At 60.5% G+C, this 25272-nt stretch carries 25 protein-coding genes; 15 read left to right on the top strand and 10 right to left on the bottom strand.

Going from position 1 to position 25272, the window contains the following annotated elements; translation table 11 throughout:
* Positions 1–42: 42 nt before the first annotated feature.
* Positions 43–720, top strand: coding sequence for a DUF1028 domain-containing protein (locus tag ABTV22_RS26215; protein WP_433737270.1), 678 nt, complete (start codon positions 43–45; stop codon positions 718–720).
* A complete protein-coding gene (gene argE / locus ABTV22_RS26210) occupies positions 713–1885 on the top strand; it encodes an acetylornithine deacetylase (protein ID WP_433737269.1) in 1173 nt (390 codons plus the stop codon). Before ABTV22_RS26215 ends, argE begins: the two co-directional genes overlap by 8 nt.
* Positions 1886–1964: 79 nt before the next feature.
* On the opposite strand, the gene ABTV22_RS26205 is transcribed toward argE, so the two are convergent.
* Entirely contained in the window at positions 1965–2888 is a 924-nt protein-coding gene (locus ABTV22_RS26205) for a LysR family transcriptional regulator (RefSeq protein ID WP_433737268.1), read from the bottom strand.
* 245 nt (positions 2889–3133) lie between these two features.
* On the opposite strand from ABTV22_RS26205, the gene ABTV22_RS26200 reads away from it, so the two are divergent.
* The 4 genes from ABTV22_RS26200 to ABTV22_RS26185 all read left to right on the top strand — a co-directional run bounded on the left by ABTV22_RS26200 (position 3134) and on the right by ABTV22_RS26185 (position 8099).
* Positions 3134–4624: an aldehyde dehydrogenase gene (locus tag ABTV22_RS26200; protein ID WP_433737267.1), complete on the top strand. Its 1491-nt coding sequence runs from the start codon at positions 3134–3136 to the stop codon at positions 4622–4624.
* Positions 4625–4698: 74 nt separating this feature from the next.
* Positions 4699–6081, top strand: coding sequence for an aspartate aminotransferase family protein (locus ABTV22_RS26195; protein WP_433737266.1), 1383 nt, complete (start codon positions 4699–4701; stop codon positions 6079–6081).
* A 289-nt stretch (positions 6082–6370) separates the two neighbouring features.
* Positions 6371–7636 carry a flavin-containing monooxygenase gene (locus ABTV22_RS26190; protein ID WP_433737265.1) on the top strand — a complete coding sequence of 422 codons (1266 nt, stop codon included), beginning with the start codon at positions 6371–6373 and terminating at the stop codon, positions 7634–7636.
* Between the two features lie 37 nt (positions 7637–7673).
* Complete coding sequence (locus tag ABTV22_RS26185) at positions 7674–8099, top strand: RidA family protein (RefSeq protein ID WP_433737264.1); 426 nt, start codon at positions 7674–7676, stop codon at positions 8097–8099.
* A 177-nt stretch (positions 8100–8276) separates the two neighbouring features.
* Here ABTV22_RS26185 and ABTV22_RS26180 read toward each other — a convergent pair whose 3' ends face one another.
* Both ABTV22_RS26180 and ABTV22_RS26175 read right to left on the bottom strand, forming a co-directional pair.
* The gene (locus ABTV22_RS26180; RefSeq protein WP_433737263.1) at positions 8277–9353 is read right to left on the bottom strand and encodes an endonuclease/exonuclease/phosphatase family protein; all 1077 of its coding nucleotides are present in this window, start codon (positions 9351–9353) and stop codon (positions 8277–8279) included.
* Between the two features lie 66 nt (positions 9354–9419).
* Positions 9420–10094: a YciC family protein gene (locus ABTV22_RS26175; RefSeq protein WP_433737262.1), complete on the bottom strand. Its 675-nt coding sequence runs from the start codon at positions 10092–10094 to the stop codon at positions 9420–9422.
* A gap of 179 nt (positions 10095–10273) precedes the next feature.
* On the opposite strand from ABTV22_RS26175, the gene ABTV22_RS26170 reads away from it, so the two are divergent.
* The 3 genes from ABTV22_RS26170 (at position 10274) to ABTV22_RS26160 (ending at position 12377) form a co-directional block, all read left to right on the top strand.
* Positions 10274–11050: a DUF2076 domain-containing protein gene (locus ABTV22_RS26170; protein WP_433737261.1), complete on the top strand. Its 777-nt coding sequence runs from the start codon at positions 10274–10276 to the stop codon at positions 11048–11050.
* A gap of 219 nt (positions 11051–11269) precedes the next feature.
* Positions 11270–11749 carry an NYN domain-containing protein gene (locus ABTV22_RS26165; RefSeq protein WP_110965011.1) on the top strand — a complete coding sequence of 160 codons (480 nt, stop codon included), beginning with the start codon at positions 11270–11272 and terminating at the stop codon, positions 11747–11749.
* Positions 11750–11771: 22 nt separating this feature from the next.
* Positions 11772–12377 carry a 3'-5' exonuclease gene (locus tag ABTV22_RS26160; RefSeq protein ID WP_433737260.1) on the top strand — a complete coding sequence of 202 codons (606 nt, stop codon included), beginning with the start codon at positions 11772–11774 and terminating at the stop codon, positions 12375–12377.
* Between the two features lie 109 nt (positions 12378–12486).
* Here the strand turns inward: ABTV22_RS26160 and ABTV22_RS26155 are convergent, their stop codons facing one another.
* The gene (locus ABTV22_RS26155; RefSeq protein WP_433737259.1) at positions 12487–12939 is read right to left on the bottom strand and encodes an Lrp/AsnC family transcriptional regulator; all 453 of its coding nucleotides are present in this window, start codon (positions 12937–12939) and stop codon (positions 12487–12489) included.
* A 166-nt stretch (positions 12940–13105) separates the two neighbouring features.
* Between ABTV22_RS26155 and yedA the strand changes: the two genes are divergently transcribed.
* Together yedA and ABTV22_RS26145 are read left to right on the top strand one after the other, a co-directional pair.
* A complete protein-coding gene (gene yedA, locus ABTV22_RS26150) occupies positions 13106–14047 on the top strand; it encodes a drug/metabolite exporter YedA (RefSeq protein ID WP_433737258.1) in 942 nt (313 codons plus the stop codon).
* 79 nt (positions 14048–14126) lie between these two features.
* On the top strand, positions 14127–15464 hold the full coding sequence (locus ABTV22_RS26145; protein ID WP_433737257.1) for a DEAD/DEAH box helicase: 1338 nt from the start codon (positions 14127–14129) through the stop codon (positions 15462–15464).
* A 107-nt stretch (positions 15465–15571) separates the two neighbouring features.
* On the opposite strand, the gene ABTV22_RS26140 is transcribed toward ABTV22_RS26145, so the two are convergent.
* Entirely contained in the window at positions 15572–16813 is a 1242-nt protein-coding gene (locus tag ABTV22_RS26140) for a TIGR03862 family flavoprotein (RefSeq protein WP_433737256.1), read from the bottom strand.
* On the opposite strand from ABTV22_RS26140, the gene ABTV22_RS26135 reads away from it, so the two are divergent.
* Positions 16812–17024, top strand: a complete 213-nt coding sequence (locus ABTV22_RS26135; RefSeq protein ID WP_433737255.1) for a hypothetical protein — start codon at positions 16812–16814, stop codon at positions 17022–17024. The genes ABTV22_RS26140 and ABTV22_RS26135 overlap by 2 nt on opposite strands.
* A gap of 85 nt (positions 17025–17109) precedes the next feature.
* Here ABTV22_RS26135 and ABTV22_RS26130 read toward each other — a convergent pair whose 3' ends face one another.
* On the bottom strand, positions 17110–18030 hold the full coding sequence (locus ABTV22_RS26130; RefSeq protein ID WP_433737254.1) for a histone deacetylase family protein: 921 nt from the start codon (positions 18028–18030) through the stop codon (positions 17110–17112).
* A gap of 93 nt (positions 18031–18123) precedes the next feature.
* On the opposite strand from ABTV22_RS26130, the gene ABTV22_RS26125 reads away from it, so the two are divergent.
* The 3 genes from ABTV22_RS26125 (at position 18124) to ABTV22_RS26115 (ending at position 20259) form a co-directional block, all read left to right on the top strand.
* Positions 18124–18693: a GNAT family N-acetyltransferase gene (locus ABTV22_RS26125; RefSeq protein ID WP_433737253.1), complete on the top strand. Its 570-nt coding sequence runs from the start codon at positions 18124–18126 to the stop codon at positions 18691–18693.
* A gap of 106 nt (positions 18694–18799) precedes the next feature.
* Complete coding sequence (gene tesB / locus ABTV22_RS26120) at positions 18800–19669, top strand: acyl-CoA thioesterase II (protein ID WP_433737252.1); 870 nt, start codon at positions 18800–18802, stop codon at positions 19667–19669.
* Positions 19666–20259 carry an HAD family hydrolase gene (locus tag ABTV22_RS26115; protein ID WP_433737251.1) on the top strand — a complete coding sequence of 198 codons (594 nt, stop codon included), beginning with the start codon at positions 19666–19668 and terminating at the stop codon, positions 20257–20259. Before tesB ends, ABTV22_RS26115 begins: the two co-directional genes overlap by 4 nt.
* A gap of 94 nt (positions 20260–20353) precedes the next feature.
* Here ABTV22_RS26115 and ABTV22_RS26110 read toward each other — a convergent pair whose 3' ends face one another.
* The 4 genes from ABTV22_RS26110 to ABTV22_RS26095 all read right to left on the bottom strand — a co-directional run bounded on the left by ABTV22_RS26110 (position 20354) and on the right by ABTV22_RS26095 (position 25126).
* Positions 20354–21322 carry an alpha/beta fold hydrolase gene (locus tag ABTV22_RS26110; protein ID WP_433737250.1) on the bottom strand — a complete coding sequence of 323 codons (969 nt, stop codon included), beginning with the start codon at positions 21320–21322 and terminating at the stop codon, positions 20354–20356.
* A complete protein-coding gene (gene ypfJ, locus ABTV22_RS26105) occupies positions 21323–22216 on the bottom strand; it encodes a KPN_02809 family neutral zinc metallopeptidase (protein ID WP_433737249.1) in 894 nt (297 codons plus the stop codon).
* A 209-nt stretch (positions 22217–22425) separates the two neighbouring features.
* Entirely contained in the window at positions 22426–23283 is an 858-nt protein-coding gene (gene ypfJ, locus ABTV22_RS26100; protein ID WP_433737248.1) for a KPN_02809 family neutral zinc metallopeptidase, read from the bottom strand.
* Positions 23284–23389: 106 nt separating this feature from the next.
* Positions 23390–25126: an FAD-dependent oxidoreductase gene (locus ABTV22_RS26095; RefSeq protein ID WP_433737247.1), complete on the bottom strand. Its 1737-nt coding sequence runs from the start codon at positions 25124–25126 to the stop codon at positions 23390–23392.
* Positions 25127–25272: the final 146 nt, after the last annotated feature.

The following is a 25272-nucleotide window of genomic DNA, read 5'->3' as shown; positions in this document are numbered from 1 at the left end:
AGAATGCAATCACGCATGCACAGCCAACCTAAGGAGTGAGCCATGACGTTCTCAATTATCGGGCGCTGCCCTGAAACCGGGCAGCTCGGTATTGCCATCAGTTCTTCAAGCATTGCGGTGGGCGCGCGTTGCCCTTGGGCGCGGGCCGGGGTTGGTGCGGTTTCCACGCAGAACATCACGCTGCCGGCGTTGGGGGCGGAGATTCTGGATTTGCTGGAACATCAGCATCTGGATGCTGATGCGGCGCTGGACAAGGCGCTGACGTCCAATGGCTGGAGCCAGTACCGGCAGGTCACGGTGATTGATGCGTCGGGTCGGATCGCTTGTTTCAGCGGCAAGGAATCGCTGGGCGTGCACAACGCGGTCAAGGGCGATCAGTGTATGGCGGCGGGTAATTTACTCAGCGATGTGCGGGTGATCGAGGCCATGGTCGCGGCGTTCGAGGCCGAGCCGGGGCAGTTGGCGGATCGGTTGTTGGCGGCCATGCACGCGGCCATGGCGGCCGGCGGTGAGGCGGGGCCTGTTCACTCTGCAGCGCTGAAAGTGGTGGGTGATTACACCTGGCCGATCATCGACTTGCGGGTCGATTGGGCTGAGGAAGACCCCATTGGTCAGCTTGACGGGCTTTGGCAGGCGTATCGACCGCAGATGCAGGACTATCTAACCCGTGCACTCAATCCGACGGCGGCCCCGAGTTACGGAGTGCCTGGGGATGAGTGAGGTCTGCAGCCGCGACCTGCTGGAGCGCCTGGTTGGCTTCGCCACCGTCAGTCGCGACTCCAACCTGGAACTGATTCGCTTCATCGAGGCGTATTTGGCCGAGCATGGCGTGCAGAGCGAACTCATCTACAACGATGAAGGCACCAAGGCCAATCTGTTCGCCACCATCGGCCCGCTCACGTCAGGCGGGGTGGTGCTTTCCGGTCACACCGATGTGGTGCCGGTTGACGGGCAGGCCTGGACGGTTGACCCGTTCCGCCTGACGGAAAAGGACGGGCGTCTCTACGGTCGTGGCACGGCGGACATGAAAGGTTTCATCGCTTCGGTGCTGGCGGCGGTCCCGCTCTTTGTACGGCGCCCCCTCAATGCACCGGTGCACCTGGCGTTTTCCTACGATGAAGAAGTGGGGTGCCTGGGTGTCAGGCCGATGCTCGCCGAGCTGGAGCGACGGCCGCACAAACCCAAACTCTGTTTGATCGGTGAGCCGACCGAGCTCAAGCCTGTGCTGGGTCACAAGGGCAAACTGGCAATGCGCTGCGAAGTGCGCGGCGCGGCGTGTCATTCGGCCTATGCGCCCTATGGGGTGAACGCCATCGAATATGCTGCGCAGTTAATCGGTCAGTTGGGCGTCATCGGTGCCGGGCTCGCGCACCCAGATCGGCATGACGAGCGATTTGATCCGCCGTATTCAACGGTGCAAACGGGTGTGATCAAAGGTGGCCGGGCGCTGAACATCGTGCCCGCCGAATGTGAGTTCGATTTTGAAGTCAGGGCGCTGCCGAGCCTCGATGCCCAGGACGTGGCCAACCAGTTGCAGGCCTACGCCGAGGAACAGCTGTTGCCCAAGATGCGCGCGGTGCAGGCAGACACGGACATCAAACTGCGCCCGCTGAGTGCCTATCCCGGTTTGGCGACATCGCCGCAGAGTGAGGCGGCGCAGCTGCTGGCGCACTTGAGCAACTCTTCGGCGTTTGGAACGGTGGCCTTTGGCACCGAAGGCGGATTGTTCGACCAGGCGGGCATTCCCACGGTGGTCTGCGGCCCTGGGAGCATGGATCAAGGGCACAAACCTGACGAGTACATTGCGCTTGCGCAGTTGCAGGGCTGCGATGCCATGCTGGCTCGATTGGCCGACTACCTGTGTGTGCAAGCCATGACTCTGTAGGAGCCGGCTTGCTGGCGATGACGCCAGATCAATCAAAAATACAGTGCCTGACCCATCGCCATCGCCAGCAAGCCGGCTCCTACAGGTCAGTGTGTGAAACCTTCTGGCTCAGTTGTTCGCGGCAAAAGTCCACGAACAATTGTGCGGGTTTGGTCAGTTGATTGCGTTTGAGGCGGGCGCTTGCCAGGCCGGAGGTTGAGACCGGCTCCTTGATGTCGACCGTGACCACCTTTTTCCCATCGTACGTGCATTCCGAATGCGGGCGGGTCACCAGGATCGAGAAGCCGAACCCCTGGCCGACCATGCCGCGCACCATCTCGATCGACGGCGAGCTGAACACGATGTTCGGCGTCAGTGCCAATTCATGGAACAGGCTGACGAAGTAGGTCCGGCTCGGTTGCACATCGAGCAGAATCATCGGCTCCATGCACAAGTCCCTGAGCGATACCTCTTTCTGGTCAGCAAAACGGTGACCTTCGGGCAGCAGCACGTAAGGCTTTTGCGGCGGCATCAGTGGTGTGGTTTCGATGGTGCTGTCCAGCCCGTGGTCGTAGAGGAAGGCCACGTCGAAGGTGCCGGCGGTCAAGCCCTGGACCAGGTCCTGCTGCTCACCGTCACGAATGCGGATGTCGACGCCCGGATACAGCTTGCGAAAATCGGCGATCAGTCGTGGCAGGTACAGCGGCGCGACCGTCTCGAAACAGCCGATGTCGATTTGCCCGGACACCGTGTCGTTATCCGCCAGCGCGTTCTGCTCGAATTCCCTGGCCATGCGCAGCAGCTCTTGCGCCTTGTGGTAGAAGCGCGTGCCGGTGGGCGTCAGGGATACGCCCTGGGCATGGTGACGGATGAACAGCTGGACGTTGAACGACTCTTCCAGGCTTTTGATCGCCGTGGAAACCGAAGGTTGAGCGATGTAGAGCTGCCTCGACGCCTCCGCCACGCTACCGGCTTCCACCGTGGTGACGAAGTACTTGAGTTGCCGCAAGGTATAGGAAGCCACACGCACCTCTATTTGTTCTTGTTCGCGATGAAAGCCAGGATGGCCCCTGTCGCACGAAGGCTTGAATGAACCTTACCTTATGACGGTTGCGGACTGGTCAGGCGCTTGCCCAGTTTTTTCTTATACCCGGAGCATATTTTTAATAATTTTCCTCTGCGTACGGTTGACGCACTATCGCTACCACTTCAGATAACAACCCCGACCAACTACCCCGACCACCCAGGCGGTCGCAAAGGGAGCGTAGCGTGTTCGACCTCGACTATTGGCAGCAACAAGCTGCCCGGCAAACCTTCCCGGACAAAGCCTTGATCGATGGCCGGCAGGTCTCTGCGTCTGGCGGTGCAACATTCGACTCGATCAACCCCGCCACCCACAAGCTGCTGGCCCGTGTTGCCGCCTGTGGCGAGCAGGAAGTGGATCTGGCCGTGCGCAGTGCCCGCCGGGCGTTCAACGAAGGCCCTTGGGCACGCATGGCGCCAGTGGAGCGCAAGCGGGTGATGCTGCGTCTCTCTGAACTGATGCTTGCCCATCGCGAAGAACTGGCATTGCTGGATTCGCTCAACATGGGCAAACCGGTGATGGATGCCTACAACATCGACGTTCCCGGTGCGGCCCATGTGTTCGCCTGGTATGGCGAGGCGTTGGACAAGCTGTATGACCAGGTCGCGCCCACCGCGTCCTCGGCGCTGGCGACCATCACCCGCGAAGCGCTGGGGGTCGTCGCTGCGGTCGTGCCGTGGAACTTCCCGCTCGACATGGCCGCCTGGAAGCTCGCACCAGCCCTGGCCGCCGGTAACAGCGTGGTCCTCAAGCCGGCCGAACAATCACCGTTCTCGGCCTTGCGTCTAGCAGAGTTGGCGCTGGAAGCCGGGTTGCCGCCAGGCGTATTGAACGTCGTACCCGGCCTGGGTGAAACCGCTGGCAAGGCGCTTGGCCTGCACCTCGATGTCGATTGCCTGGTGTTCACCGGCTCGACCCAGGTGGGCAAGTACTTCATGCAGTACTCGGCGCAATCGAACCTCAAGCAGGTGTGGCTGGAGTGTGGCGGCAAGAGCCCGAGCCTGGTGTTCGACGACTGCAAGGACCTTGATCTGGCCGCGGAGAAAGCCGCCTTCGGCATCTTCTTCAACCAGGGCGAGGTGTGCTCGGCCAATTCTCGACTCTATGTGCAGCGTTCGATCAAGGACGCGTTCATTGAGCGGCTTCTGGAAAAGGCCAAGGCGTGGATGCCTGGGGATCCGCTGGACCCTGCAAGCCGCGCCGGTGCCATCGTTGATTCAGGGCAGGCTGCCCGCGTGATGAGCTCTATCGAGCGCGCCCGGGAAGACGGGGCGACACTGCTCACCGGTGGTCGGCGCTTGAGCTTCAACGGTTCGGACAATTTCATCGAACCGACGATTTTTGCCGACGTCGCCCAAGACTCGCACCTGTCTCGCGAAGAAGTGTTCGGGCCCGTGCTGGCGATCTCCACCTTCGACACCGAAGAGCAAGCCGTGCAATTGGCCAATGACAGTATCTATGGCCTAGCCGCCTCGGTATGGAGCGATGATCTGAATCGTGCGCACCGCGTTGCACGAGCGCTGAAGGCGGGCACTGTTTCAGTGAACACCGTGGATGCCCTGGACGTCACCGTACCGTTCGGTGGCGGCAAACAATCGGGCTTTGGGCGGGATCTTTCTTTGCATTCGTTCGATAAATACACCCAGTTGAAAACCACCTGGTTTCAATTGCGCTGAGTTTCTATCAAGTAACTTTCAAGTAACTTTCTGCGCACTTTTAAATGTGCGTGGATGGGAAACGGAGAATAACAATGACAACAGACTACAAACCCCAGCGCGATACCCGCGACTATCAAGCCAGCGATGCGGCCCACCACATCCATGCCTTTCTTGATCAAAAGGCGTTGAACGAAGAAGGCCCTCGCGTCATCGTCGGTGGTGAGCGCCTGCACCTGTGGGACAACGATGGCAATCGCTACCTCGATGGCATGTCGGGCCTGTGGTGCACCAACCTGGGGTATGGGCGCAAAGACCTGGCCGCCGCGGCGACTCGCCAACTGGAGCAGTTGCCGTACTACAACATGTTCTTCCACACCACCCACCCGGCGGTGGTCGAGTTGTCCGAGTTGCTGTTCAGTTTGTTGCCCAAGCACTACAGCCACGCGATCTACACCAACTCCGGCTCCGAAGCCAACGAGGTGTTGATTCGTACTGTGCGCCGCTACTGGCAGATTCTCGGCAAGCCGCAGAAGAAGATCATGATCGGTCGCTGGAACGGTTATCACGGCTCGACCCTGGGCGCCACGGCGTTGGGCGGCATGAAGTTCATGCACGACATGGGCGGTGTGATTCCTGACGTCGCGCACATCGATGAGCCTTACTGGTTCGCTCACGAAGGTGATCTGACCCCGGCCGAATTCGGCCTGCGCGCTGCCCGGCAGCTGGAAGAAAAGATACTCGAACTGGGTGCCGAGAACGTCGCCGCCTTCATCGCCGAGCCTTTCCAGGGTGCCGGCGGCATGATTTTCCCACCGGAAAGCTACTGGCCGGAAATCCAGCGGATCTGCCGCCAATACGACGTGCTGCTGTGTGCGGACGAGGTGATCGGTGGTTTCGGGCGCACCGGTGAATGGTTTGCTCACCAGCACTTCGATTTCCAGCCGGACACCCTGTCGATCGCCAAGGGCCTGACCTCGGGCTACATCCCGATGGGCGGGCTGGTCCTGAGCCGGCGCATGGCCGAGGTGCTGGTGGAGCAGGGCGGTGTCTTTGCCCACGGCCTGACCTATTCCGGCCACCCGGTGGCCGCTGCCGTCGCCATTGCCAACCTTACGGCGCTGCGTGATGAAGGTGTCGTCACCGAAGTGAAAAATGACACCGGCCCTTATCTGCAAAATTGTCTGCGCGAGGTGTTCGGTAATCATCCGCTGGTGGGGGAGATCCAGGGCACGGGGCTTGTGGCGGCGTTGCAGTTCGCCCAAGACAAGGCCACTCGCAAGCGCTTTGCCAACGAAGGCGACATCGCCTGGCGCTGCCGCACGATTGGTTTCGAGGAAGGCGTGATCATCCGTTCGACCCTGGGCCGCATGATCATGGCCCCGGCATTGATCGCGACACGCGGTGAACTCGACGAACTTGTCGCCAAGACCAAGATTGCGGTGGATAGAACGGCTCAGGAAATCGGCGTGCTTTAAACAATAACTGTAGGAGCGAGCATGCTCGCGATGGTCCTTAACGATAACGCGTACTTGCAGGTTTAACGCTGCGTTCTTGAGAACATCGCGAGCATGCTCGCTCCTACAGGTTGTTAAGTAGTTTTTTCATAAGTAACAACTACAAAAAACATAATTTCGCTATTTGCAGTTACCGCGCAAAATAAAAAAACACCCCGCAAGCAAAGTTAAGACTTCTGAACTTGTTTATTTAAACGGCTGATCCGTCGCGACTCGGCGCGCCATAGTCGTCTCTCTTAAGGGCACAAGCATGACAACTAATAAGATCGAAATAGATACGCTTGTTGTCGGGGCCGGCCAGGCTGGCGTCGCCATGAGTGAACATTTGAGCAAGCTCGGCGTTCCGCACCTTGTTCTGGAGCGCAACCGTATTGCAGAAGCGTGGCGCACGGGTCGCTGGGATTCGCTGGTGGCCAATGGTCCGGTCTGGCATGACCGTTTCCCCGGCTTGGCGTTTGAAGACTTGGCGCCAGATGCCTTCGCCTCGAAAGATCGCGTCGCGGCTTACTTCGAAGCCTATGCCGAGAAGTTCGAAGCGCCGATCCGTACCGGTGTCGAAGTTAAAAAAGTGGTGCGCAACGCCGACCGTCCGGGTTTCACCATCGAAACTTCCGAAGGGGTGATCGAAGCCAATCGTGTGGTGGCGGCAACCGGTCCTTTCCAGCGTCCGGTCATTCCACCGATTGCTCCGAAAGACGAGCGGATCACGCAAATTCATTCGGCCCAATACTTCAACCCGCAGCAACTGCCCGAGGGCGGCGTGCTGGTGGTGGGCGCGGGCTCGTCCGGTGTCCAGATCGCTGATGAACTGCAGCGCGCGGGCAAGCAAGTCTATCTGTCGGTCGGTCAGCATGATCGTCCGCCTCGCGCCTATCGCAATCGTGACTTTTGCTGGTGGCTGGGGGTTCTGGGGCTGTGGGATGCCGAGGTCATGCAGCCGGGGCGCGAGCACGTGACCATCGCGGTCAGCGGCGCCCGTGGCGGCCAGACCGTCGATTTCCGTGGGCTCGCCAGGCAGGGCGTCACGCTGGTGGGGCTGACGCAGTCCTTCAACGACGGTGTGGTGACGTTCCAGCAGGATCTGGTGCGAAACATCGCGGCTGGCGACGAGAACTACTTGTCATTGCTGGATGCGGCGGATGCCTACATCGCGCGCAATGGCCTTGACCTGCCGGAAGAGCCCGAAGCCCGGTTCATGCTGCCCGACCCGGATTGCATGGCCCATCCGATCCTGGAGCTGGATCTGGCCGAGGCGGGTATCACTTCGATCATCTGGGCGACCGGTTACGCCGTTGATTACAACTGGCTGCAGGTCGATGCGTTCGACGACAAGGGCAAGCCTCGTCACCAGCGCGGTGTGTCGAGCGAGCCAGGTGTTTATTTCGTGGGGCTGCCGTGGCTGTCGCGTCGTGGATCGAGCTTTATCTGGGGCGTCTGGCACGACGCCAAGCATGTCGCTGGTCACATTGCCACCCAGCGCCAGTACCTCGAATACCGAGATCCATCGCAGCGTTAAGAATCGATCATCAATCAAGTTTCAGGGGAGTCAGTCAGTGCCTACTCATACTCGAATTCGCATGTTCAATACCAAGGATACCTATCCCAATCAGTCGCTGGACAATGACCTTTGCCAAGCCGTGAGGGCGGGCAACACGGTGTATGTCCGAGGCCAGATCGGCACCGATTTCGAGGGCAACCTCGTGGGGCTTGGCGACCCCGCCGCACAAGCCGAACAGGCGATGAAAAACGTCAAGCAGCTGTTGGAAGAGGCGGGCAGCGATCTTTCTCACATCGTCAAAACCACCACCTACATCATCGACCCGCGTTACCGCGAGCCGGTTTACCAAGTGATCGGCAAGTGGTTGAAGGGCGTGTTCCCGATCTCCACGGGGCTGGTGATTTCCGGGCTTGGCCAGCCTCAGTGGCTGATGGAGATCGACGTGATTGCGGTTATCCCGGATGACTGGAACCCGGCGTGATCGCACTGGATATCGACGCAAATCCTGTAGGAGCAAAGCTTGCTCGCGATTACGTCGGCACATCCAACATCAACACAGGGTGACACACTGCTATCGCGAGCAAGCTTTGCTCCTACAGGGCAGAGTCGGTACATCCAAGATCAATGTCGACTCGCGAGCAAGCCTCGCTCCTACAAGTCAAGGTGAAGCTGGGAGCAGGAATCGGGCGATCACCGGCAAATGGTCGGAAATACGCAAGGTATCGTCCTGCCTGACCATTGCCTCCACTCGCTTGATCCGCGGACTGTAAAACAGGTAGTCGACGGTACGGTCCGGCCCGTTGAGGCCCGGATCGTTCGGGTAGTGAGTCAGCCAGCGCGCACGGTCGATGCCGCTGGCTTCGTTGTTGGTGGGGATCATCGGGTATTTGTCCCACAGCACATGCAGTGCGCTGTCGGCGGAATAGGGCGTGCGTTGCTCGCTGGGCAGGCGTTGGTATTGACCCAGCGGCAACAGATTGAAATCACCGCCGATCAACCACGGCGTACCGCGGCCTTCGAGCTTGTCCAGGGTCTTGGCCACGGCCGCCACCTGGGCTTGCAGCGTTTCGTCGGGTTGCGTTGCGCGGTCCAGGTGCGTATTGAGCACCGCGATCTGAGCACCGTCGTTGAGCGGCAGGTAGGCAATCAGTAAAGCGTTTTTCGGCTGGAACTGGCGGCTGATCAGGTTGGCCTGCGCCACCGGTAATTGCAGGCGCTGGGCATGTGCGATCTGGTAGCGGCTCAGGGTTGCCAGTTGTCGGCCGACGCTGCCAAAGATATGCGGATCAGGGACGAAGTCAGCCTTCCAGTCGAACGCATGGGCACTGCACGGATACAGGTCGGCGACCCGTTCCTGCAACAGCTTGAGTTGGTTCTGGTAATCGCTGGCCTTGGCGCCGTCATCGAGCTCCTGCAGCAGCACAACGTCCGGTTGTTCGTCACGAATCACCCGCGCCACTTCATCGAGGCTGAAGGCCATGTCTTCAGGGGTAGGTGAGTCGTCGGGGCCGGCCGCCAGGTCATTCCAGAACACGTAGCGCTTGCCCGCCAGGTACTGGACGTTCCAGGTCATGACTTTCAAGGCCTGGCCGGGAGCCAGGGTCGGCGCCTTGCTGCTGCAACTGATGGGGAGTACTTCACGGGCGGCGGGGCGCCAGGTCAGGCTGTGGATCATTGCGCCTGCCAGGCCGAGCAGGATTAATACCGGCAGGGTGTAGCGCAGCAGTCGGGTCATGGCTCGGCTTATCGCGTTACGGAAATTGCCGCCGAGCATACCCGACTGACGGTCGGTCACCCAAGGTCAGCGTGGCCCGTCGATTTTTTCCGGTACATCCGTGATCAGCATGAACAGGCGGAACAGCACCACGCTGGTGAACAGTTGCAGGAAGCTGTGGGCACTGTCGATCAGCAGCGAAATCACCGGGTTCTGCGGTTCGGGATAGGCCGCCATGGTCGCGCCCTTGAGCAGCCACAATGGCCCCATCACACACAGAATGCACACCAGGATGCGGATGAAGTGTCCGCGGCTCAGGCGCAGGCTTTCCTTCATGGCCGCCAGCGGCGCCATGCCACGCAGTACCAGCAAGTACTCGCCGAACGCCAGGGTCACCATCAGATAGATACCTGGCAGGAAGTACAGCGACAGGCCGAGCAGAATCAGCAGGGTATTGAGGGCGGTCAGCAAGGCGAAGCGCGGCCAAAGGTAGGCGGACCGGGACAGCAGCTCGCGATTGCTGGGCGATTCGCCACGACTACGGGCATCGAGGAACAGGATCAGGGCGGCGGTGTACAGCGGATACACCAGCAGGCCGACGATCACGCTGATGCCGGGGAAGCTGTCCGGCTCGGTGGAGTGATCGACCACTTGTTGCAGCAAAGCCTCGACAATCACCAGCGGCAGGCACAGCTGCACGATCTGGCTCAGATTGCGCTTGAAGAAATACAGAGAGTCACGCAGTACATCGAACGGATTCATCAGTCGGGATCGCAGGTGGGAACAGTGGCTCACTTTAACCGATGACAAGGAGGAGGGCGCAAACGTAAACGTTCGGTAAAGGTCATTGAAACAACTTGTTTCAGCCTCCATTAAGGTCGGGCACCTTATCCTCAAGGGGACAAGGGCAACGATTTCCCCCGGCAATCTACGAGGTCGCCATGAACAGCGAAGAGCAAACCCTGATCGATGGACTGTTTTCCCGGCTGCAACAGGCCGAAACGGAGGCAGCCCCGCGCGACGCCCAGGCCGAGGCGCGGATCAAGGAACACCTGAACCGCCAACCGGCGGCAGGTTATTTCATGACCCAGGCCATTCTGGTGCAAGAGGCGGCGATCAAGCGCCTCGATGAACAGAACCAACAACTCAACGCGCAAATTCAGCAATTGCAGGCCGATCTGCAACAAGCCAGGGCGCAGACCGCGGCTCCGGCGCCGAGCAGTGGTGGTTTCCTGTCGAGTATTTTTGGTGGCAGTTCCCGTGATCCGCAGCCTGCGCCGATCCCGAGCCTGAGCGCGCCCGTGTCGAACGGTGGCGGATGGCGCGAACCGGGACGGTCCTCGTTCAATTCGCAGCCACCGCAGCAGAACTTCGGTGCGCCACCGCAACAGAACTATGCCCCACAGCAAGCGGCGCCGATGGCCGGCAGCAGCTTCCTCGGCGGTGCGCTGAAAACCGCCGCTGGCGTCGCGGGTGGCGTAATGCTGGCGCAAGGTATCAGCAGCCTGTTTCATCACAATCAGCAACCGCAGGAAATCGTCGAAGTCATTAAGGAAGAACCGGCCCAGGTCAACGATCAGGGCAACAATGGCTGGGGCAATGACCAGCGCATGGCCGGTAATGACTCCTGGGGCAATGACCAGGGCGGCTTTGCCGATGCTGACTACAGCGATGACAACTCATCGTTCTTTGGTGGCGACGACGATTCCTTCGTCTGATTGATTTTGATCCACCTGTGGCGAGGGGATTCATCCCCGTTGGGCTGCGAAGCAGCCCCCCCCGCGTCTGCCTAGATAGACCGAGTTGGTCGTATTTACGACCGCTGCGCAGCCGAACGGGGATGAATCCCCTCGCCACAATCCTCCTTCAGGCTGGCATACTGGACGACTTTTCGGGCCGGTTGCCTGATCTTGCCTGCGCGCCAAGGGGATGTTGCGGTGAAGAAAATCGCTGTGTTCGCCGATGTCCAGAACCTCTATTACACCGTGCGTCAGGCCTACGGTTGCCACTTCAACTATGCCGCGCTGTGGGCTGAAATCAGCAAGCAGGGGCAGATTGTCGAGGCCTACGCTTACGCCATCGACCGTGGCGACAGCAAACAGCAGCAGTTCCAGCAGATCCTGCGCAACCTCGGTTTCACCGTGAAGCTCAAACCCTATATCCAGCGCAGCGACGGCTCGGCCAAGGGCGACTGGGACGTGGGCATTACCCTCGATGTGATGGACGCCGCCGACCATGTCGACGAAGTGGTGTTGGCGTCCGGCGACGGTGATTTCGACATGCTGCTCGAACGCATCATCAGCAAGCATGGCGTGCAAGCGGTGGCCTACGGCGTACCGGGCCTGACCGCCAACTCGCTGATCCGCGCCGCCAGTCGCTACGTGCCGATCGAAGGCGCGTTGCTGCTCAAAAATTGATTTTTACGGAGTTCAAACAGGTTTGGAACGCATCGCAGTCATCGACTTTGAAACCACCGGGATCTCCCCGAGCAGCAGCTGCCGGGCCACGGAAATTGCCGTAGTGATCCTTGAGCAGGGACGCATCGTCGAGCGTTACCAGAGCCTGATGAATGCCGGCGTGCGTATCCCCGCCTTCATCGAACAACTCACCGGCATCAGCAACGCCATGCTGCGTAGCGCACCCTCGGCCGAACAGGTGATGAACGAAGTCAACGAGTTCGTCGGCACCACGCCACTGCTGGCGCACAACGCGGCATTCGACCAGAAGTTCTGGGACTTCGAGCTGGGGCGCATCAAGCGTACCCGCCTGCAGAACTTTGCCTGCTCGTTGTTGCTGGCACGGCGCCTGATGCCCGCGGCACCGAACCACAAACTCGGCACCCTCACCACCTTCGCCAACCTACCCCACACCGGCAAGGCTCACCGAGCCATGGCCGATGCCGAGATGGCGGCTAACTTGACCGCGCATCTGGCTGAAGAGCTGCGCCAAAAACACGGAGTTCAGGAGTTATCCCATGATCTGCTGTGCAAATTGCAGAAAGTGCCGGCGGCGAAGGTGGGCGAACATCTCAAGCGTTATCGCTGAATCACCTCAACCCTGTAGGAGCCGGCTTGCTGGCGATTGCGGTGTATCGGCCTCAATCAATGTTGAATGCTAAACCGCTATCGCCAGCAAGCCGGCTCCTACGCAAATGCTATTTGCCATTGCCTTCCAACTGCCTCAATGGCACGCGCTTTTCGATGGCGCTGGACAGCACGATCGATGTCTTGCTGAACCCGAACTGCGCCACCCGGTTGATCAACTCTTCCAGTTCCGGCATCGAGCCCACCGCCGCCTGCATGATCACGCACGGATCGCCTGTCACTCGGTGGCATTCGGTCAATTGCGGGATCTGAATCAGCTCGTCGTAGGCTTTCTGATTGCCGTGCTGGTTCAGGCGCAGTTCGATCACGCACTGGATCGGCAGGCCGACCTTGGACATGTCGACTTTGGCCTGGTAACCGGTAATCACGCCGCTGGCTTCGAGCTTGGCCACGCGTTCGGCCACGGCCGGGGCGGACAGATTGACCTTGCGCGCGAGGTCCGCGTAGGACGCGCGACCGTTTTCCAGCAGGGCGCTGAGCAGCATGCGGTCGTACTTATCCATCGGGGTGGCTCCTGAAAAATGGCCGACTTTCGAAAACACGGTTTATTGCCACGAACTCCGTGATTTGAAAAGTGTACTGGCGCTTTAAACAGGTTTTGTAACTTATTTTCCCGCGCCAGCCTTTCTAGAATAGCCGTTCATCTGTTCTGCCTGCGAGCTGCCCATCATGTCCGGCCTACGTCGCTTTCCGTTACCGTTGATCGCTGCCTTTTTCGCCTTGTACGTGATTTGGGGCTCGACTTATCTGGTGATTCGCATCGGCGTGGAGTACTGGCCGCCCTTGCTGCTCGCAGGCGTGCGCTTCGTGATCGCCGGCACTTTGATGTACGCCTACCTGCGCTGGCGCGGGGCGCCGGCACCGACCTGGGCGCAATGGAAAGCTGCCGGGATCATTGGCGTATTGCTGCTGGCGTGCGGCAACGGTGCGGTCAGCGTGGCCGAACACACGGGCGTGGCTTCCGGTGTGGCGGCGTTGGCGGTGGCGACGGTGCCGCTGTTTACCTTGCTCTGTGGCTATTTCTGGGGCGCGCGCAACACCCGTCTGGAATGGGCGGGCGTCGTGCTCGGCATGATCGGCATCGTCATGCTCAACTTGGGCTCCAACCTGCAATCGAGCCCGTTGGGGGCTGCCCTGCTGATTTTTGCGGCGGCCACCTGGGCCTTCGGCTCGGTGTGGAGCAAACACTTGCCGCTACCCCAGGGCGCCATGGCCAGTGCCGTGGAAATGCTGGTGGGCGGGGTGGTGTTGCTGATCGGCAGCGTGATCAGCGGCGAGCACCTGGAAAAGATGCCACCGATCGAAGGCTGGGCTGCGCTGGCGTACCTGACCGTGTTCGGTTCGATCATCGCCTTCAACGCCTACATGTACCTGCTGAAACACGTGCGGCCGGCGGCGGCCACCAGTTATGCCTACGTCAACCCGGCAGTGGCGGTGTTGTTGGGGATCGTGTTTGTCGGCGAGACCATTGGTATCGAAGAAGCGTTGGCCATGCTGGTGATCATCAGCGCCGTGGTGCTGATTGGTCTGCCGCAGTGGCGTCGCACACCGAAACAACCAGTGGCGCAGGTCGTGCCACCGGTGGTGTCGGCGGAATCCCGTGTGAATTAGGGTAAACTGCGCGCCATTGCACTCTTGTTTTGCACACTTGTTTTGCACAACCCGCGCTCAATTTTCCTACGGTACTTCCATGACTTTCGCCACCCTTGGCCTGATCGATCCCTTGCTGCGCTCCCTCGAGAAGCTCGGCTACCAGACGCCGACGCCGGTGCAGGCACAAGCCATTCCGGCGGTGCTGGCCGGCCGCGACCTGATGGCCGCCGCCCAAACCGGCACCGGCAAGACCGCCGGCTTCGCTTTGCCGCTCCTGCAATTGCTGGCCATGGAAGGGCCGAAAGTCGCCGCCAATTCGGTGCGTGCGCTGATCCTGGTGCCGACCCGCGAACTGGCCGAGCAGGTCCACGAAGCCGTGCGCCAGTACGCCGAGAACCTGCCGTTGCGCACCTATGCGGTGTACGGCGGCGTCAGCATCAATCCGCAAATGATGAAGCTGCGTGGCGGCGTGGACCTGCTGGTCGCGACCCCGGGCCGCTTGCTCGACCTGTTCCGCCAGAACGCGCTGAAGTTCAATCAGTTGCAAACCCTGGTGCTGGACGAAGCCGATCGCATGCTCGACCTGGGGTTTTCTGAGGAATTGGCGAACATTTACCGTGCGCTGCCGAAGAAGCGTCAGACGCTGCTGTTCTCCGCCACCTTTTCCGATGACATCCGCCTGCTGGCCGGGCAGATGCTCAACGATCCGCTGAGCATCGAAGTCAGCCCGCGCAACGTGGCAGCCAATACCGTCAAGCAATGGATCGTGACGGTCGACAAGAAGCGCAAACCGGAACTGTTCGTGCACTTGATGCGCAAGGGCAAGTGGAAGCAGGTATTGGTGTTCGCCAAGACCCGTAACGGCGTGGATGCGTTGGTGGAGAAACTCCAGGGCCTGGGCGTCAATGCTGATGGCATCCACGGCGACAAGCCCCAGGCGACGCGCCAACGCGCACTGGACCGCTTCAAGGCCAGCGACATACAGATCCTGGTGGCCACCGATGTCGCCGCCCGTGGCCTGGACATCGAAGACTTGCCGCTGGTGGTCAATTTCGACTTGCCGATCGTGGCCGAGGATTACATCCACCGGATCGGTCGTACCGGACGTGCGGGTTCGACCGGTGAGGCCATTTCGCTGGTGTGCGCCGATGAAGTGAATCTTCTGTCAGCCATCGAGATGTTGACCCGTCAGACGTTGAAGCGTCAGAACGAGCCGGACTTCGAGCCCGAGCACCGTGTGCCGGAGACCGATGCCAGCGGCCAGGTGATCAAGAAACCGAAAAAGCCGAAGAAACCGAAGACGTCCGGTGGTGGCGGCAAGCGCAACCTCGGGAAGTGGGTGGACAGCGGGGAGGTTTCTGCGCCGGAGCCTTCGGTCAAGCCTGTGCGAAAAGTGCCGGTGTTCAATACCGGGCCGCGCAAGCGTAAGCCTTGATTTGCTTTAGCGTCTGTTAAGCCGCCTTCGCGGGCAAGCCTCGCTCCTACAAGGGCACCATCTATCCGTAGGAGCGAGGCTTGCCCGCGATGGGCTCGCCACGGTCTTCAGTCCTGGCGCCGCAACCACTCCACCATCCCCAACCCCGCCGCACGCCCACTGGCGAAACACGCGGTCAGTAAATAGCCCCCCGTCGGCGCTTCCCAATCGAGCATTTCCCCCGCGCAGAACACGCCCGGCACCTGCTTGAGCATCAATCGCTCATCCATCGACTCGAACAACACACCCCCAGCGCTGCTGATGGCTTCATCCAACGGCCGGGTTTTGACCAGCGTCATAGGCAAGGCCTTGATCGCCTGGGCCAGCAATGCCATGTCGGCGAAGGTTTCGGCAGAGGTTAGCTCGCGCAACAGCGCGGCCTTCACGCCGTCGATGCCGAGTTGGCTGTGTAGATGCTTGCTCATCGAACGCGAACCACGGGGCTTGTTCAGCGCAGCCAGGACTTTATCCACAGGCCGGCCCGGCAACAGGTCGAGATGAATCGTTGCCGAACCGTGCCGATTGATGGCCTCGCGGATCGGTGCCGACAAGGCGTAAATCAAACTCCCTTCGATGCCAGTCGCGGTGATCACGCATTCGCCCAATCGTGGAATATCGTCGTTCAAACCGATGGCGATGTTTTTCAGCGGGGCGCCGGCGAATTTACTGATCATCAATTCGCTCCAGGCCTGCACCTCGAAGCCGCAATTGCTCGGTTGCAGCGGCGCCAGTCCTACGCCGCGTTGCTCCAGAGGCAACATCCAGGCGCCGTCTGAGCCCAGGCGCGCCCAACTGCCGCCGCCGAGGGCGAGCAGGGTGGCGTCTGCCTGGACGGTTTTTTCGCCGTCGGGGCTGTGGATAAGCAAGTGGCCGTGCTCATCCCAACCGAGCCAGCGATGCCGGGTGTGGATAACAACGCCGGCGTCGCGCAGACGCTTGAGCCAGGCCCGCAGCAAGGGCGCGGCTTTCATGTCGGCCGGGAAGACCCGGCCGGAGCTGCCGACAAAGGTTTCGATACCCAGGCCGTGAATCCATTGGCACAACGCATCGGCGCCGAAGCTGCGCAGCAGCGGCGCAATCTGCGGGGCCCGCTCGGCGTAGCGCGAGAGGAAGGCCGGGTAGGCTTCGGAATGGGTGATGTTCATGCCACCGACGCCGGCCAGGAGGAATTTTCGTCCCACCGAAGGCATGGCGTCGTACAGGTCGACCTTGATCCCGGCCTGGCTCAGCACTTCAGCCGCCATCAATCCGGCGGGACCGCCGCCGATGATGGCGACGTGGGAAGGGGAGATAGTGGAGTGCTGGGTCATGGGTGCGCTGCGGTTTGGCGGAATGAAGCCGGGCATTCTACCAGCCCTGCCCTCTGTAGGAGCGAGCCTGCTCGCGATGGTCGTCAACGATAACTCGGGAAGCCTGACACCCCGCGTTGTTCTCGAGTCCATCGCGAGCAGGCTCGCTCCTACAGTGATCGGTGGTGTGTTTGAAAAAAATAGCGATCAAAAAATGATCAGTGCTCTGTAGCCCAAGGTCAGTAAGGCCTGTAGTCCCTTTCGCTCAGGTTATCCACAGGCGGTTCCACAGGCATTGTGGGTAAAGCATCCACAACTCAGTGACAACCTGATGACTGCCACACCCGCTGCGCGCTGTGATGGAGAATGCCATGGCGGCGGGCCAAGGCCTTGCGGTCCTTGCTGTAACCGCCGCCGATCACCCCGACCACCGGAATGTCGCGGCCCAGGCAATGGCGCATCACGCTTTCATCGCGGGCAGCCACACCTTGGTCCGTCAGTTTCAGGTAACCCAGTGCGTCATCTTTATGCACATCGACACCGGCGTCATACAGCACCAGATCCGGTTGATACAGCGGCAGCAAGTAGTTGAGCGCGTCGTCCACTACTTTGAGGTAATCGGCATCGCCCATGCCGTTGGGCAGCGGAATGTCCCAGTCACTTTCGGCTTTGCGAGCGGGAAAATTCTTCTCGCAATGCAGGGAAACGGTAATCGCCTCCGGGGTGTTGTGCAGGATGCGTGCAGTGCCATCGCCCTGGTGCACATCGCAATCGAAGATCAACACCCGGTTGACCCGGCCACTTTCCAGCAGGAAATGGCTGATCACTGCCAGGTCATTGAAGATGCAGAAGCCAGCGGGGTAATCGTAGTGAGCATGGTGGGTGCCGCCAGCCAGGTGACAGGCCAGGCCATGCTCCAGTGCCTGCTCGGCCGCCAGCAGGGAGCCGCCGACCGCCCGCACCGTGCGCCGGGCCAGGGCTTCGCTCCAGGGCAGGCCCAGGCGTCGTTGATCTTCGCGGGACAGTTCGCCACCCATGTAGCGCTCGATATACGAAGGGTCATGGGCGAGGGCGAGAATGTCCGGCGGGCAAAGCTCCGGGCGTAACAGATCGGCGTCGCAGACTAGGCCGCTGTCCACCAGGTGATCGCGCAGCAGGCGAAATTTGTCCATGGGGAAGCGGTGATCCGCCGGAAACTCGGGACTGTAGTCTTCGTGATAAATCAGCGGCAGGGGCATGACTACTTTGTCTATAAAAGGCGTACAGGAGTGAGAGACGAATCCTACCAGCGTTGTAGACTTGCGACATCCTGACTGAGGGGGCGGGGGACGATGGAACCGATATTGGAACTCGAAAGTGCACGGTTGTTGTTGCGCCAGTGGCGTGACGAGGATTTGCCGGACTTTGCGGCGATGTGTGCCGACCCGCAGGTCATGCGTTATTTTCCCGCGCCGCTGAGCCGGCTGGAAAGCGCTTCATTGATCGGGCGAATCAGGGGGCATTTTGCTGAGCACGGGTTTGGCCTGTGGGCACTGGAGCGCAAGGACACCGGGCAGTTCATTGGTTTTACCGGGCTTGGCGTGGTCGGATTCGATGCGCCGTTCACGCCGGCCACTGAAATCGGTTGGCGCCTGGCTCGGGAGCACTGGGGCCTGGGGTACGCCAGTGAAGCGGCGTGGACCGCTCTGCGCTGCGGGTTTGACCGGTTGCCGCTGAACGAGATCGTCTCGTTTACCGCCGATAACAACTTGCCTTCGCAGAAAGTCATGCAGGCGATCGGCATGCACCATGACCCCGCCGATGACTTCGATCATCCGAAGCTCGTCGTCGATCACCCCCTGCGTCATCACGTGCTTTATCGCATCAGTCGTGAACAATGGCTGCAAACCTTGCATGGATAACCCGACACGGTTGTTTACAATGACCCTCAAGTTGGCACAGGCCAGAAACTGAATCGACCGACGCAGCCAGGACTGCGCGGCATTGCGTTGTGTGAGGAGAGTCTGAATGAGCCAAGTGTTGGAAGATCTGGTGGACTTGTTGACCCTGGAGCCCATTGAAGAAAACCTGTTCCGTGGTCGCAGCCAGGACTTGGGTTTTCGTCAGTTGTTCGGCGGTCAGGTGCTCGGCCAGTCGCTGTCGGCGGCCAGTCAGACCGTAGAGGAAACACGTCACGTACATTCGATGCACGGTTACTTCCTGCGTCCGGGCGATGCCGGCTTGCCGGTGGTCTATCAGGTTGATCGCGTCCGCGATGGCGGCAGTTTCAGCACGCGCCGGGTGACGGCGATCCAGAAGGGGCAGCCGATTTTCACCGGCAGCGCTTCATTCCAGTACGACGAAGCGGGTTTCGAGCATCAGTCCGAGATGCCGCAAGTGGTCGGCCCGGAAAACCTGCCCTCGGAACTGGAGATCACCCAGCAGAGAGCGCACCTGATTCCGGAAAAAATGCGTGAAAAACTGCTGTGCCCGAAGCCGATCGAGTTTCGCCCCATTACCGAGAAAGACCCTTACAACCCGAAACCCTCCGATCCGATCAAGTACGCCTGGTTTCGCGCCGACGGTGCTCTGGCTGACACCCCGGCGTTGCACAAATACCTGCTGGCCTACGCCTCGGACTTCGGCTTGCTGACCACCTCGATGCAGCCCCACGGCAAATCGGTCTGGCACAAGGACATGCAGGTCGCCAGCCTCGACCACGCGCTGTGGTTCCACCAGGATCTGCGCGCCGATGACTGGTTGCTCTACGCGATGGACAGCCCATGGGCCGGCAACTCCCGGGGGTTCTCCCGTGGCAGTGTGTTCAACCGTGCCGGGCAACTGGTGGCCTCGGTCACTCAGGAAGGCCTGATTCGCCATCGCAAGGATTGGGCATGAGCCTGGCCGATGTGCGTCATTGGGTGTTCGACATGGACGGCACCTTGACGGTGGCCGTGCATGACTTCGCGGCGATTCGCGTGGCGCTGGCGATCCCGCCTGAACACGACATTCTGACTCACCTCGCCGCGCTGCCCGCCGATGAAGCGGCGGCCAAACATGCGTGGCTGCTGGAGCACGAGCGGGATCTGGCGTTGGGTTCGAAGCCGGCACCGGGTGCTGTGGAACTGGTGCGCGAGCTGGCTGGACGTGGGTACCGACTGGGCATTCTCACGCGCAATGCCCGTGAGCTGGCCCATGTCACTCTGGAGGCCATCGGCCTGGCTGACTGTTTCGCCGTGGAGGACGTGTTGGGCCGCGATGAAGCGCCGCCAAAACCGCATCCCGGTGGTTTGTTGAAACTGGCCGAGGCGTGGAAGGTGCCGGCCAGTGAGATGGTCATGGTCGGTGATTACCGCTTCGATCTCGACTGCGGGCGCGCGGCAGGGGCGCGGACGGTGTTGGTGAATTTGCCGGATAATCCGTGGCCGGAATTGACGGATTGGCATGCGGCCGATTGTGTGGCATTGCTGGAAATGCTTTCGGCTTGAAATTGAAGATCAAGAGATCGCAGCCTTCGGCAGCTCCTACATGGGAATCGAGTACACCCTGTAGGAGCTGCCGAAGGCTGCGATCTTTTGGCGACTATTGAAACAACGCCTTCTGCCCTTCAGGCGAGGTAAACATCCCATCCCCGTCATGCCCGACCCCGGGCACCTCGACCAGTTGCTGATTCAACCCTTGCGGTTGCAGCCGCTTCAGATAGTCAAAGTAAAAACGCCCACGGGCCAATCGATACGGTCCCTGAGCCTTCGCTTCGCAGCTTTTATCCAGTGCCCGTTGGTTCGGGTCGGTGTCCTGCTGTCCCAGCAGATAAACGATGTCGCGCTGGAGGTATTTTTCCTGCAATTGCGCGGCGGTTTGTCCTTCGGCGTAGGCGGGCAGATTCGCCAGCCCGTACTTCCAGCGATTGAAGTCCGGGCAGCCGGCGTGGCTGAAGGCCACTGGTCGCCGCTCATCGAAGTACGCATAGGTTGATGGGTTGGCAATCACGTAACGCACCTTGACGCCCGCCGCTTGCAGCGCAGGTTGATCGTGCCCAAGCAGGGCGTAGCGCTGAACGACCTGAGCGCCACCGGAGTGTCCGGCGATGACGATTTGCTTCACGTCCGGAAACTGTTGGCGATCACCCAGTCGGGCGACGATTTCGTCCAGGGCTTGGTAGGAACTCAGGCGAAACGGTGCGGTGGATTCGCCAGCGGCCATCCATTCATTGCCTTGCCAGCGCAATACGGTGTCGGCCACCGGGTGTAGCGCAATGTCGGTCTCATTGAGAAATTGCGGGGCGATCACCAGGGTCGTCGCACTCTGCCCGGCCAGTTCGGCCGCGTGTTCGCCGCTCTGCAGATAGGTTTGCGCGTTGCGCAAGCGACCGTGGACGATGATCAATACGCGTTCGATTTTTGACGGGGCGGGGCTGATACCCACTGCCATCTCACCTGATTTCAACAACAGACGCCCCGGACTGATCTCCTTGACCCCATGCTCGTCAGCCCAAGTGCTTGTGAAAGGGCCCGCGCAAGTGAACAGCAACATCAACAACCATTTTTTCATTTACAGATTTTTCGCCGAGAAGGTATCGCATTGGCCGACCTGGCCTTGTGCGAATCCGGTTTTGAACCAGCGCACCCGTTGCGCTGACGTACCATGGGTAAACGAGTCCGGTACCACACGGCCCTGACCCTGTTGTTGCAAGCGATCGTCGCCGATGGCATTGGCGGCGTTCAGTGCTTCTTCGATGTCGCCCGGTTCCAACCAGTTCAGGCGCTGCTGCGCATTGTTGGCCCAGACCCCGGCCAGGCAATCGGCTTGCAGTTCCTGACGGACCAGCAAGCCGCCGTCGCCTTCCATTTGCCGGCCCTGTTGGCGAGCGGCCTGAATCTTCGCCGACACCCCGAGCAAGGTTTGCACGTGGTGTCCGACTTCATGGGCGATCACGTAGGCCTGGGCGAAGTCACCCGCGGCCCGAAAACGTTGTGACATCTCCTGGAAAAACGACATGTCCAGATAGACCTTCTGGTCCGCCGGGCAATAGAACGGACCGGTCGCCGAGGTGGCCAGGCCACAGGCCGAGTTGACGCGATTGCTGAACAGCACCAGGGTCGGGTCCTTGTATTGCCGGCCTGCCTGCTGGAACACCTGGCGCCAGGTGTCTTCGGTGTCGCCGAGGATCGAGCGCACGAATTCGGCCCCTTCATCATTGGCCGGTGGTGCCTGGCGGGTCTGGTTGGTGGCTGGTGCCGACTGTTGGCCCATCTGGCCCGTCAGTTGGCCGAGGATCTGCATCGGGTCCTGGCCGGTGATCCAGCCGATGCCGACAATCAGCAGGATCGCTGTCAGGCTCAGGCCCTTGCCGCCACCGAAACGCATGCCTCCACCGCCACCGCCGACATCATCGCCACGGGCATCGACCACGTTGTCGCTGCGCCGGCCTTTTTTCCATAGCATGTGGGAGTCCTCTGATTGTTCGTGCGATGAGTGTTGCTGCTGAGTAGGACCGGCGCCAGTCCGGTCGTCAGACAGTCCTGGGCGCTGCAGGTTCGGTAGAGAGGGGGATATGAGACAGGCGGATACTTTCCTACTGTAGGAGCTGACGAGTGAAACGAGGCTGCGATCTTTTAAAGGCAAGTTCAAAAGATCGCAGCCTGCGGCAGCTCCTACAGTTCGGTCGCGGTGAAGGTGTCGCAGGCGTCTGTGCGACCTGTGTCAAAACCGGTCTTGAACCAGCTCACGCGCTGCTCGGAGGTGCCGTGGCTGAATGTGTCCGGCCTGATGACAGCATTTTGGGAGCGCTGCAAGTTGTCGTCACCAAATGCGGCGGCGGCATGCAATGCGGCTGCAATATCGCCAGACTCCAACCAGCCCAGACGCTGTTGCGCATGGTGGGCCCAGACGCCGGCCAGGCAATCGGCCTGCAACTCCCCTCGCACCTCCAGGCCGCCATCGCCCGTGACGGGTTTGTGCTCCAGTAAGGCTTGTTCGAGCGGTTCGGACATTCCCAGTGCCAGTTGCACGTGATGGCCGATTTCGTGGGCGATGATGTAGGCACGGGCGAAGTCGCCGACCACTGAAAATTGCTGCTCCAGTTTCGCGAAGAAGGCCAGGTCGAGATACACATGTTGGTTGCCCGGACAATAGAAAGGCCCGATTGCAGAACTGGCAAATCCACAGGCCGAGGTCACGCCATCGTCGAACAGTGTCAGCGAGGGCGGTGCGTAGTGCCGCCCTGTTTGTGCAAAAAGCTGCGTCCAGGTGTCTTCTGTCTCGCCCAGCACTGACTGGACAAACATCAGTTGCAGATCCGGTTCGGGTTGGGTGTCGATGGCGGCAGCGAGTGGCGCCGGTATGTCTGAAAGCGCCGACGGCACATCACTCTGCATCGAATAAAGTCCCGCACTGGCCAGTGCCACGGCGACCAGTCCGGCGCCCAGGATTGTCCCTGTGTGTGTACGGGCATCCTTGCCCTTGCGTGTGTCATTCACGTTGTCGCTGCGTCTTGCCTTGTTCCATATCATGTTGGCGGTCTCTCATGGGTTGATGGGGCGGGTATCGCCGGGTCCATGAATAACCGCACTGGCTGAACGATATCGGAGAAATCTGTAAGGATTGGTAAGACGATGGTTATTGGTCGATGTTCTGTTCGTAAGCGGTGATTCCTGCAATGTGGCGTGCGGCGATGTAACCGAAGGTCAGCGCCGGGCCGATGTTGATGCCGCCAGCGGGGTAGTGGCCACCCATGATGCTGGCCATGTCGCCGCCTGCCGCGTATAGCCCGGCGATAGGCTGTCCCGCATTGTCGAGGACCTGGGCGTGTTCATTGACCTGGAGTCCGGCGAAGGTGCCGAAACAGCCGGGTTGGACCTTCACGGCGTAGAACGGACCCTGTTCGATCGGCGCGACGCAGGGGTTGGGCCGTTGTAAGGCATCACCCTGTTTGCGGTTATAGGGCGTCGAGCCACGGCCGAATTGTGGGTCTTCACCAGCGTGTGCATGGCGGTTGTATTCCGACACGGTGTTGCGCAAGCCGACAGGGTCGATGTCGCAAGCTGACGCCAATTCCTCAAGGGTATTACCGGTTTTCAGATAGCCACTGCGAACGAAAGGCGACAGCGGTACGGGAAATGGCCGAGAGATGCCCAGGCCATAACGTCGCTGAAAGCTGTGGCTGCAAATCAGCCAGGACGCGACTTCTTCCCCCGCTGGTGCGGCGGCAACCATGGCCGTGACGTAGTCGTAATAGCCGTTGGCTTCGTTGACGAAGCGCTGGCCGTTGCTCAGTACGCCAATCACACCCGGTTTGCCTCGTTCGATGATGTGCGGGAAGTGACCCGTGCTGCCGTCGCCGTGTGGCACCCGAGAAACCGGTGCCCAGGCGACCGGGGACTGCATATCGGTGTCCACCTTCGCGCCGACGCTTTCCCCCAATCGCAAGCCGTCGCCGGAGACGCCCAGTGGCGGCAGGGCCAGGTGTTCATGGCCCGTGGGGGTGCGCGGGAACAGCGCCTTGCGACGCTCGATGTCGTTAGCGAAACCACCGGCGGCGAGTACCACGGCTTTGCGCGCGGTGATGCGCACCGAACCTTTGGCGGTCCGGACCACGGCACCGCGTACTTGCTGGTGTTCGTGGAGCAATTGGGTGACCGGCGCCGACTGCCAAAGCAGCACGCCGAGGTCTTCGGCGGACTTTGCCAGGCGCGCCACCAGTGCCACGCCGTTGACCAGTTGCATCGCCCGGCCATGGATCGCGAGATCGAACAGGTGGCGGGTAAATCGCCGGGTGACATGCCAGGCCGCTGACAGTGAACGGGTCAGGTTCAGAAATGCGGTGAGGTCCGTGCCGGCCATGATCGGCATGCCCATGAAGGACGTTTCGCGCATGGTTTTACGCAAACGCTTTAGCAGCTTGCCGACTTTTCGGGCGTCGTACGGCGCCGCGATCACCGAGCGTCCACCCGTGCCGGCGCCTGGCGTATCGCCATGAATATCGGCAATCGCGTTGCCGTCGGCGAATTGCAGCGAGGTGTGATTTTCAAAGAAGGCGACCATGTGCGGGCCGGCCTCAAGGAATGCATCGATCATCGATGGTTGGTAATGCTCGCCCAACTCGTGCTTGAGGTAGGTGCGCGGCTGCTCCACGTCCTCGATGATGCCGCCGCGCCGGGCCAGCGGGTTGCAAGGTACCCAAGCCCAGCCACCTGACCAGGCCGTGGCGCCGCCGAACACCGGGTCTTTTTCGACCACGATGACTTTCAGGCCATGCCAGGCGGCTGTCACCGCCGCTGACAACCCGGCCGCGCCGGAGCCGACAACCAGCACATCGCAGTCGACGTCGGGAAGAAAGTGCGGTTCGGCAGGCATTGTTGGGGCTCCGATTTTTGATATTTTGGAATTGGATTCCAGAAAATATAAGAATCAGATGAGAGCAAGGCAAGAAGGTGGTGCGTAAAACGGGCGGTTATCGGACAGTCAGTTCCAGATTTCGGATTCCGACCGTTGTCTTCTAG

The organism is Pseudomonas putida (genome assembly GCF_050990305.1).
GTDB lineage: Bacteria > Pseudomonadota > Gammaproteobacteria > Pseudomonadales > Pseudomonadaceae > Aquipseudomonas > Aquipseudomonas putida_AH.
Note: the sequence above shows the minus strand (reverse complement) of the source record. Positions and strands in the feature narration are given on the sequence as shown.

Excerpts from the sequence above, each read along its gene's own strand:
- ypfJ (WP_433737248.1), bottom strand. The coding sequence starts at position 23,283 with ATGATATGGAACAAGGCAAGACGCAGCGACAACGTGAATGACACACGC.
- ABTV22_RS26215 (WP_433737270.1), top strand. The coding sequence starts at position 43 with ATGACGTTCTCAATTATCGGGCGCTGCCCTGAAACCGGGCAGCTCGGT.
- ABTV22_RS26130 (WP_433737254.1), bottom strand. The coding sequence starts at position 18,030 with ATGCCCCTGCCGCTGATTTATCACGAAGACTACAGTCCCGAGTTTCCG.
- ABTV22_RS26115 (WP_433737251.1), top strand. The coding sequence starts at position 19,666 with ATGAGCCTGGCCGATGTGCGTCATTGGGTGTTCGACATGGACGGCACC.
- ABTV22_RS26095 (WP_433737247.1), bottom strand. The coding sequence starts at position 25,126 with ATGCCTGCCGAACCGCACTTTCTTCCCGACGTCGACTGCGATGTGCTG.
- ABTV22_RS26155 (WP_433737259.1), bottom strand. The coding sequence starts at position 12,939 with ATGGATAAGTACGACCGCATGCTGCTCAGCGCCCTGCTGGAAAACGGT.
- ABTV22_RS26145 (WP_433737257.1), top strand. The coding sequence starts at position 14,127 with ATGACTTTCGCCACCCTTGGCCTGATCGATCCCTTGCTGCGCTCCCTC.
- ABTV22_RS26195 (WP_433737266.1), top strand. The coding sequence starts at position 4,699 with ATGACAACAGACTACAAACCCCAGCGCGATACCCGCGACTATCAAGCC.
- yedA (WP_433737258.1), top strand. The coding sequence starts at position 13,106 with ATGTCCGGCCTACGTCGCTTTCCGTTACCGTTGATCGCTGCCTTTTTC.
- ABTV22_RS26180 (WP_433737263.1), bottom strand. The coding sequence starts at position 9,353 with ATGACCCGACTGCTGCGCTACACCCTGCCGGTATTAATCCTGCTCGGC.
- ABTV22_RS26135 (WP_433737255.1), top strand. The coding sequence starts at position 16,812 with ATGGGTGCGCTGCGGTTTGGCGGAATGAAGCCGGGCATTCTACCAGCC.
- ABTV22_RS26110 (WP_433737250.1), bottom strand. The coding sequence starts at position 21,322 with ATGAAAAAATGGTTGTTGATGTTGCTGTTCACTTGCGCGGGCCCTTTC.
- tesB (WP_433737252.1), top strand. The coding sequence starts at position 18,800 with ATGAGCCAAGTGTTGGAAGATCTGGTGGACTTGTTGACCCTGGAGCCC.
- ABTV22_RS26175 (WP_433737262.1), bottom strand. The coding sequence starts at position 10,094 with ATGAATCCGTTCGATGTACTGCGTGACTCTCTGTATTTCTTCAAGCGC.
- ABTV22_RS26125 (WP_433737253.1), top strand. The coding sequence starts at position 18,124 with ATGGAACCGATATTGGAACTCGAAAGTGCACGGTTGTTGTTGCGCCAG.
- ypfJ (WP_433737249.1), bottom strand. The coding sequence starts at position 22,216 with ATGCTATGGAAAAAAGGCCGGCGCAGCGACAACGTGGTCGATGCCCGT.
- ABTV22_RS26190 (WP_433737265.1), top strand. The coding sequence starts at position 6,371 with ATGACAACTAATAAGATCGAAATAGATACGCTTGTTGTCGGGGCCGGC.
- argE (WP_433737269.1), top strand. The coding sequence starts at position 713 with ATGAGTGAGGTCTGCAGCCGCGACCTGCTGGAGCGCCTGGTTGGCTTC.
- ABTV22_RS26170 (WP_433737261.1), top strand. The coding sequence starts at position 10,274 with ATGAACAGCGAAGAGCAAACCCTGATCGATGGACTGTTTTCCCGGCTG.
- ABTV22_RS26140 (WP_433737256.1), bottom strand. The coding sequence starts at position 16,813 with ATGACCCAGCACTCCACTATCTCCCCTTCCCACGTCGCCATCATCGGC.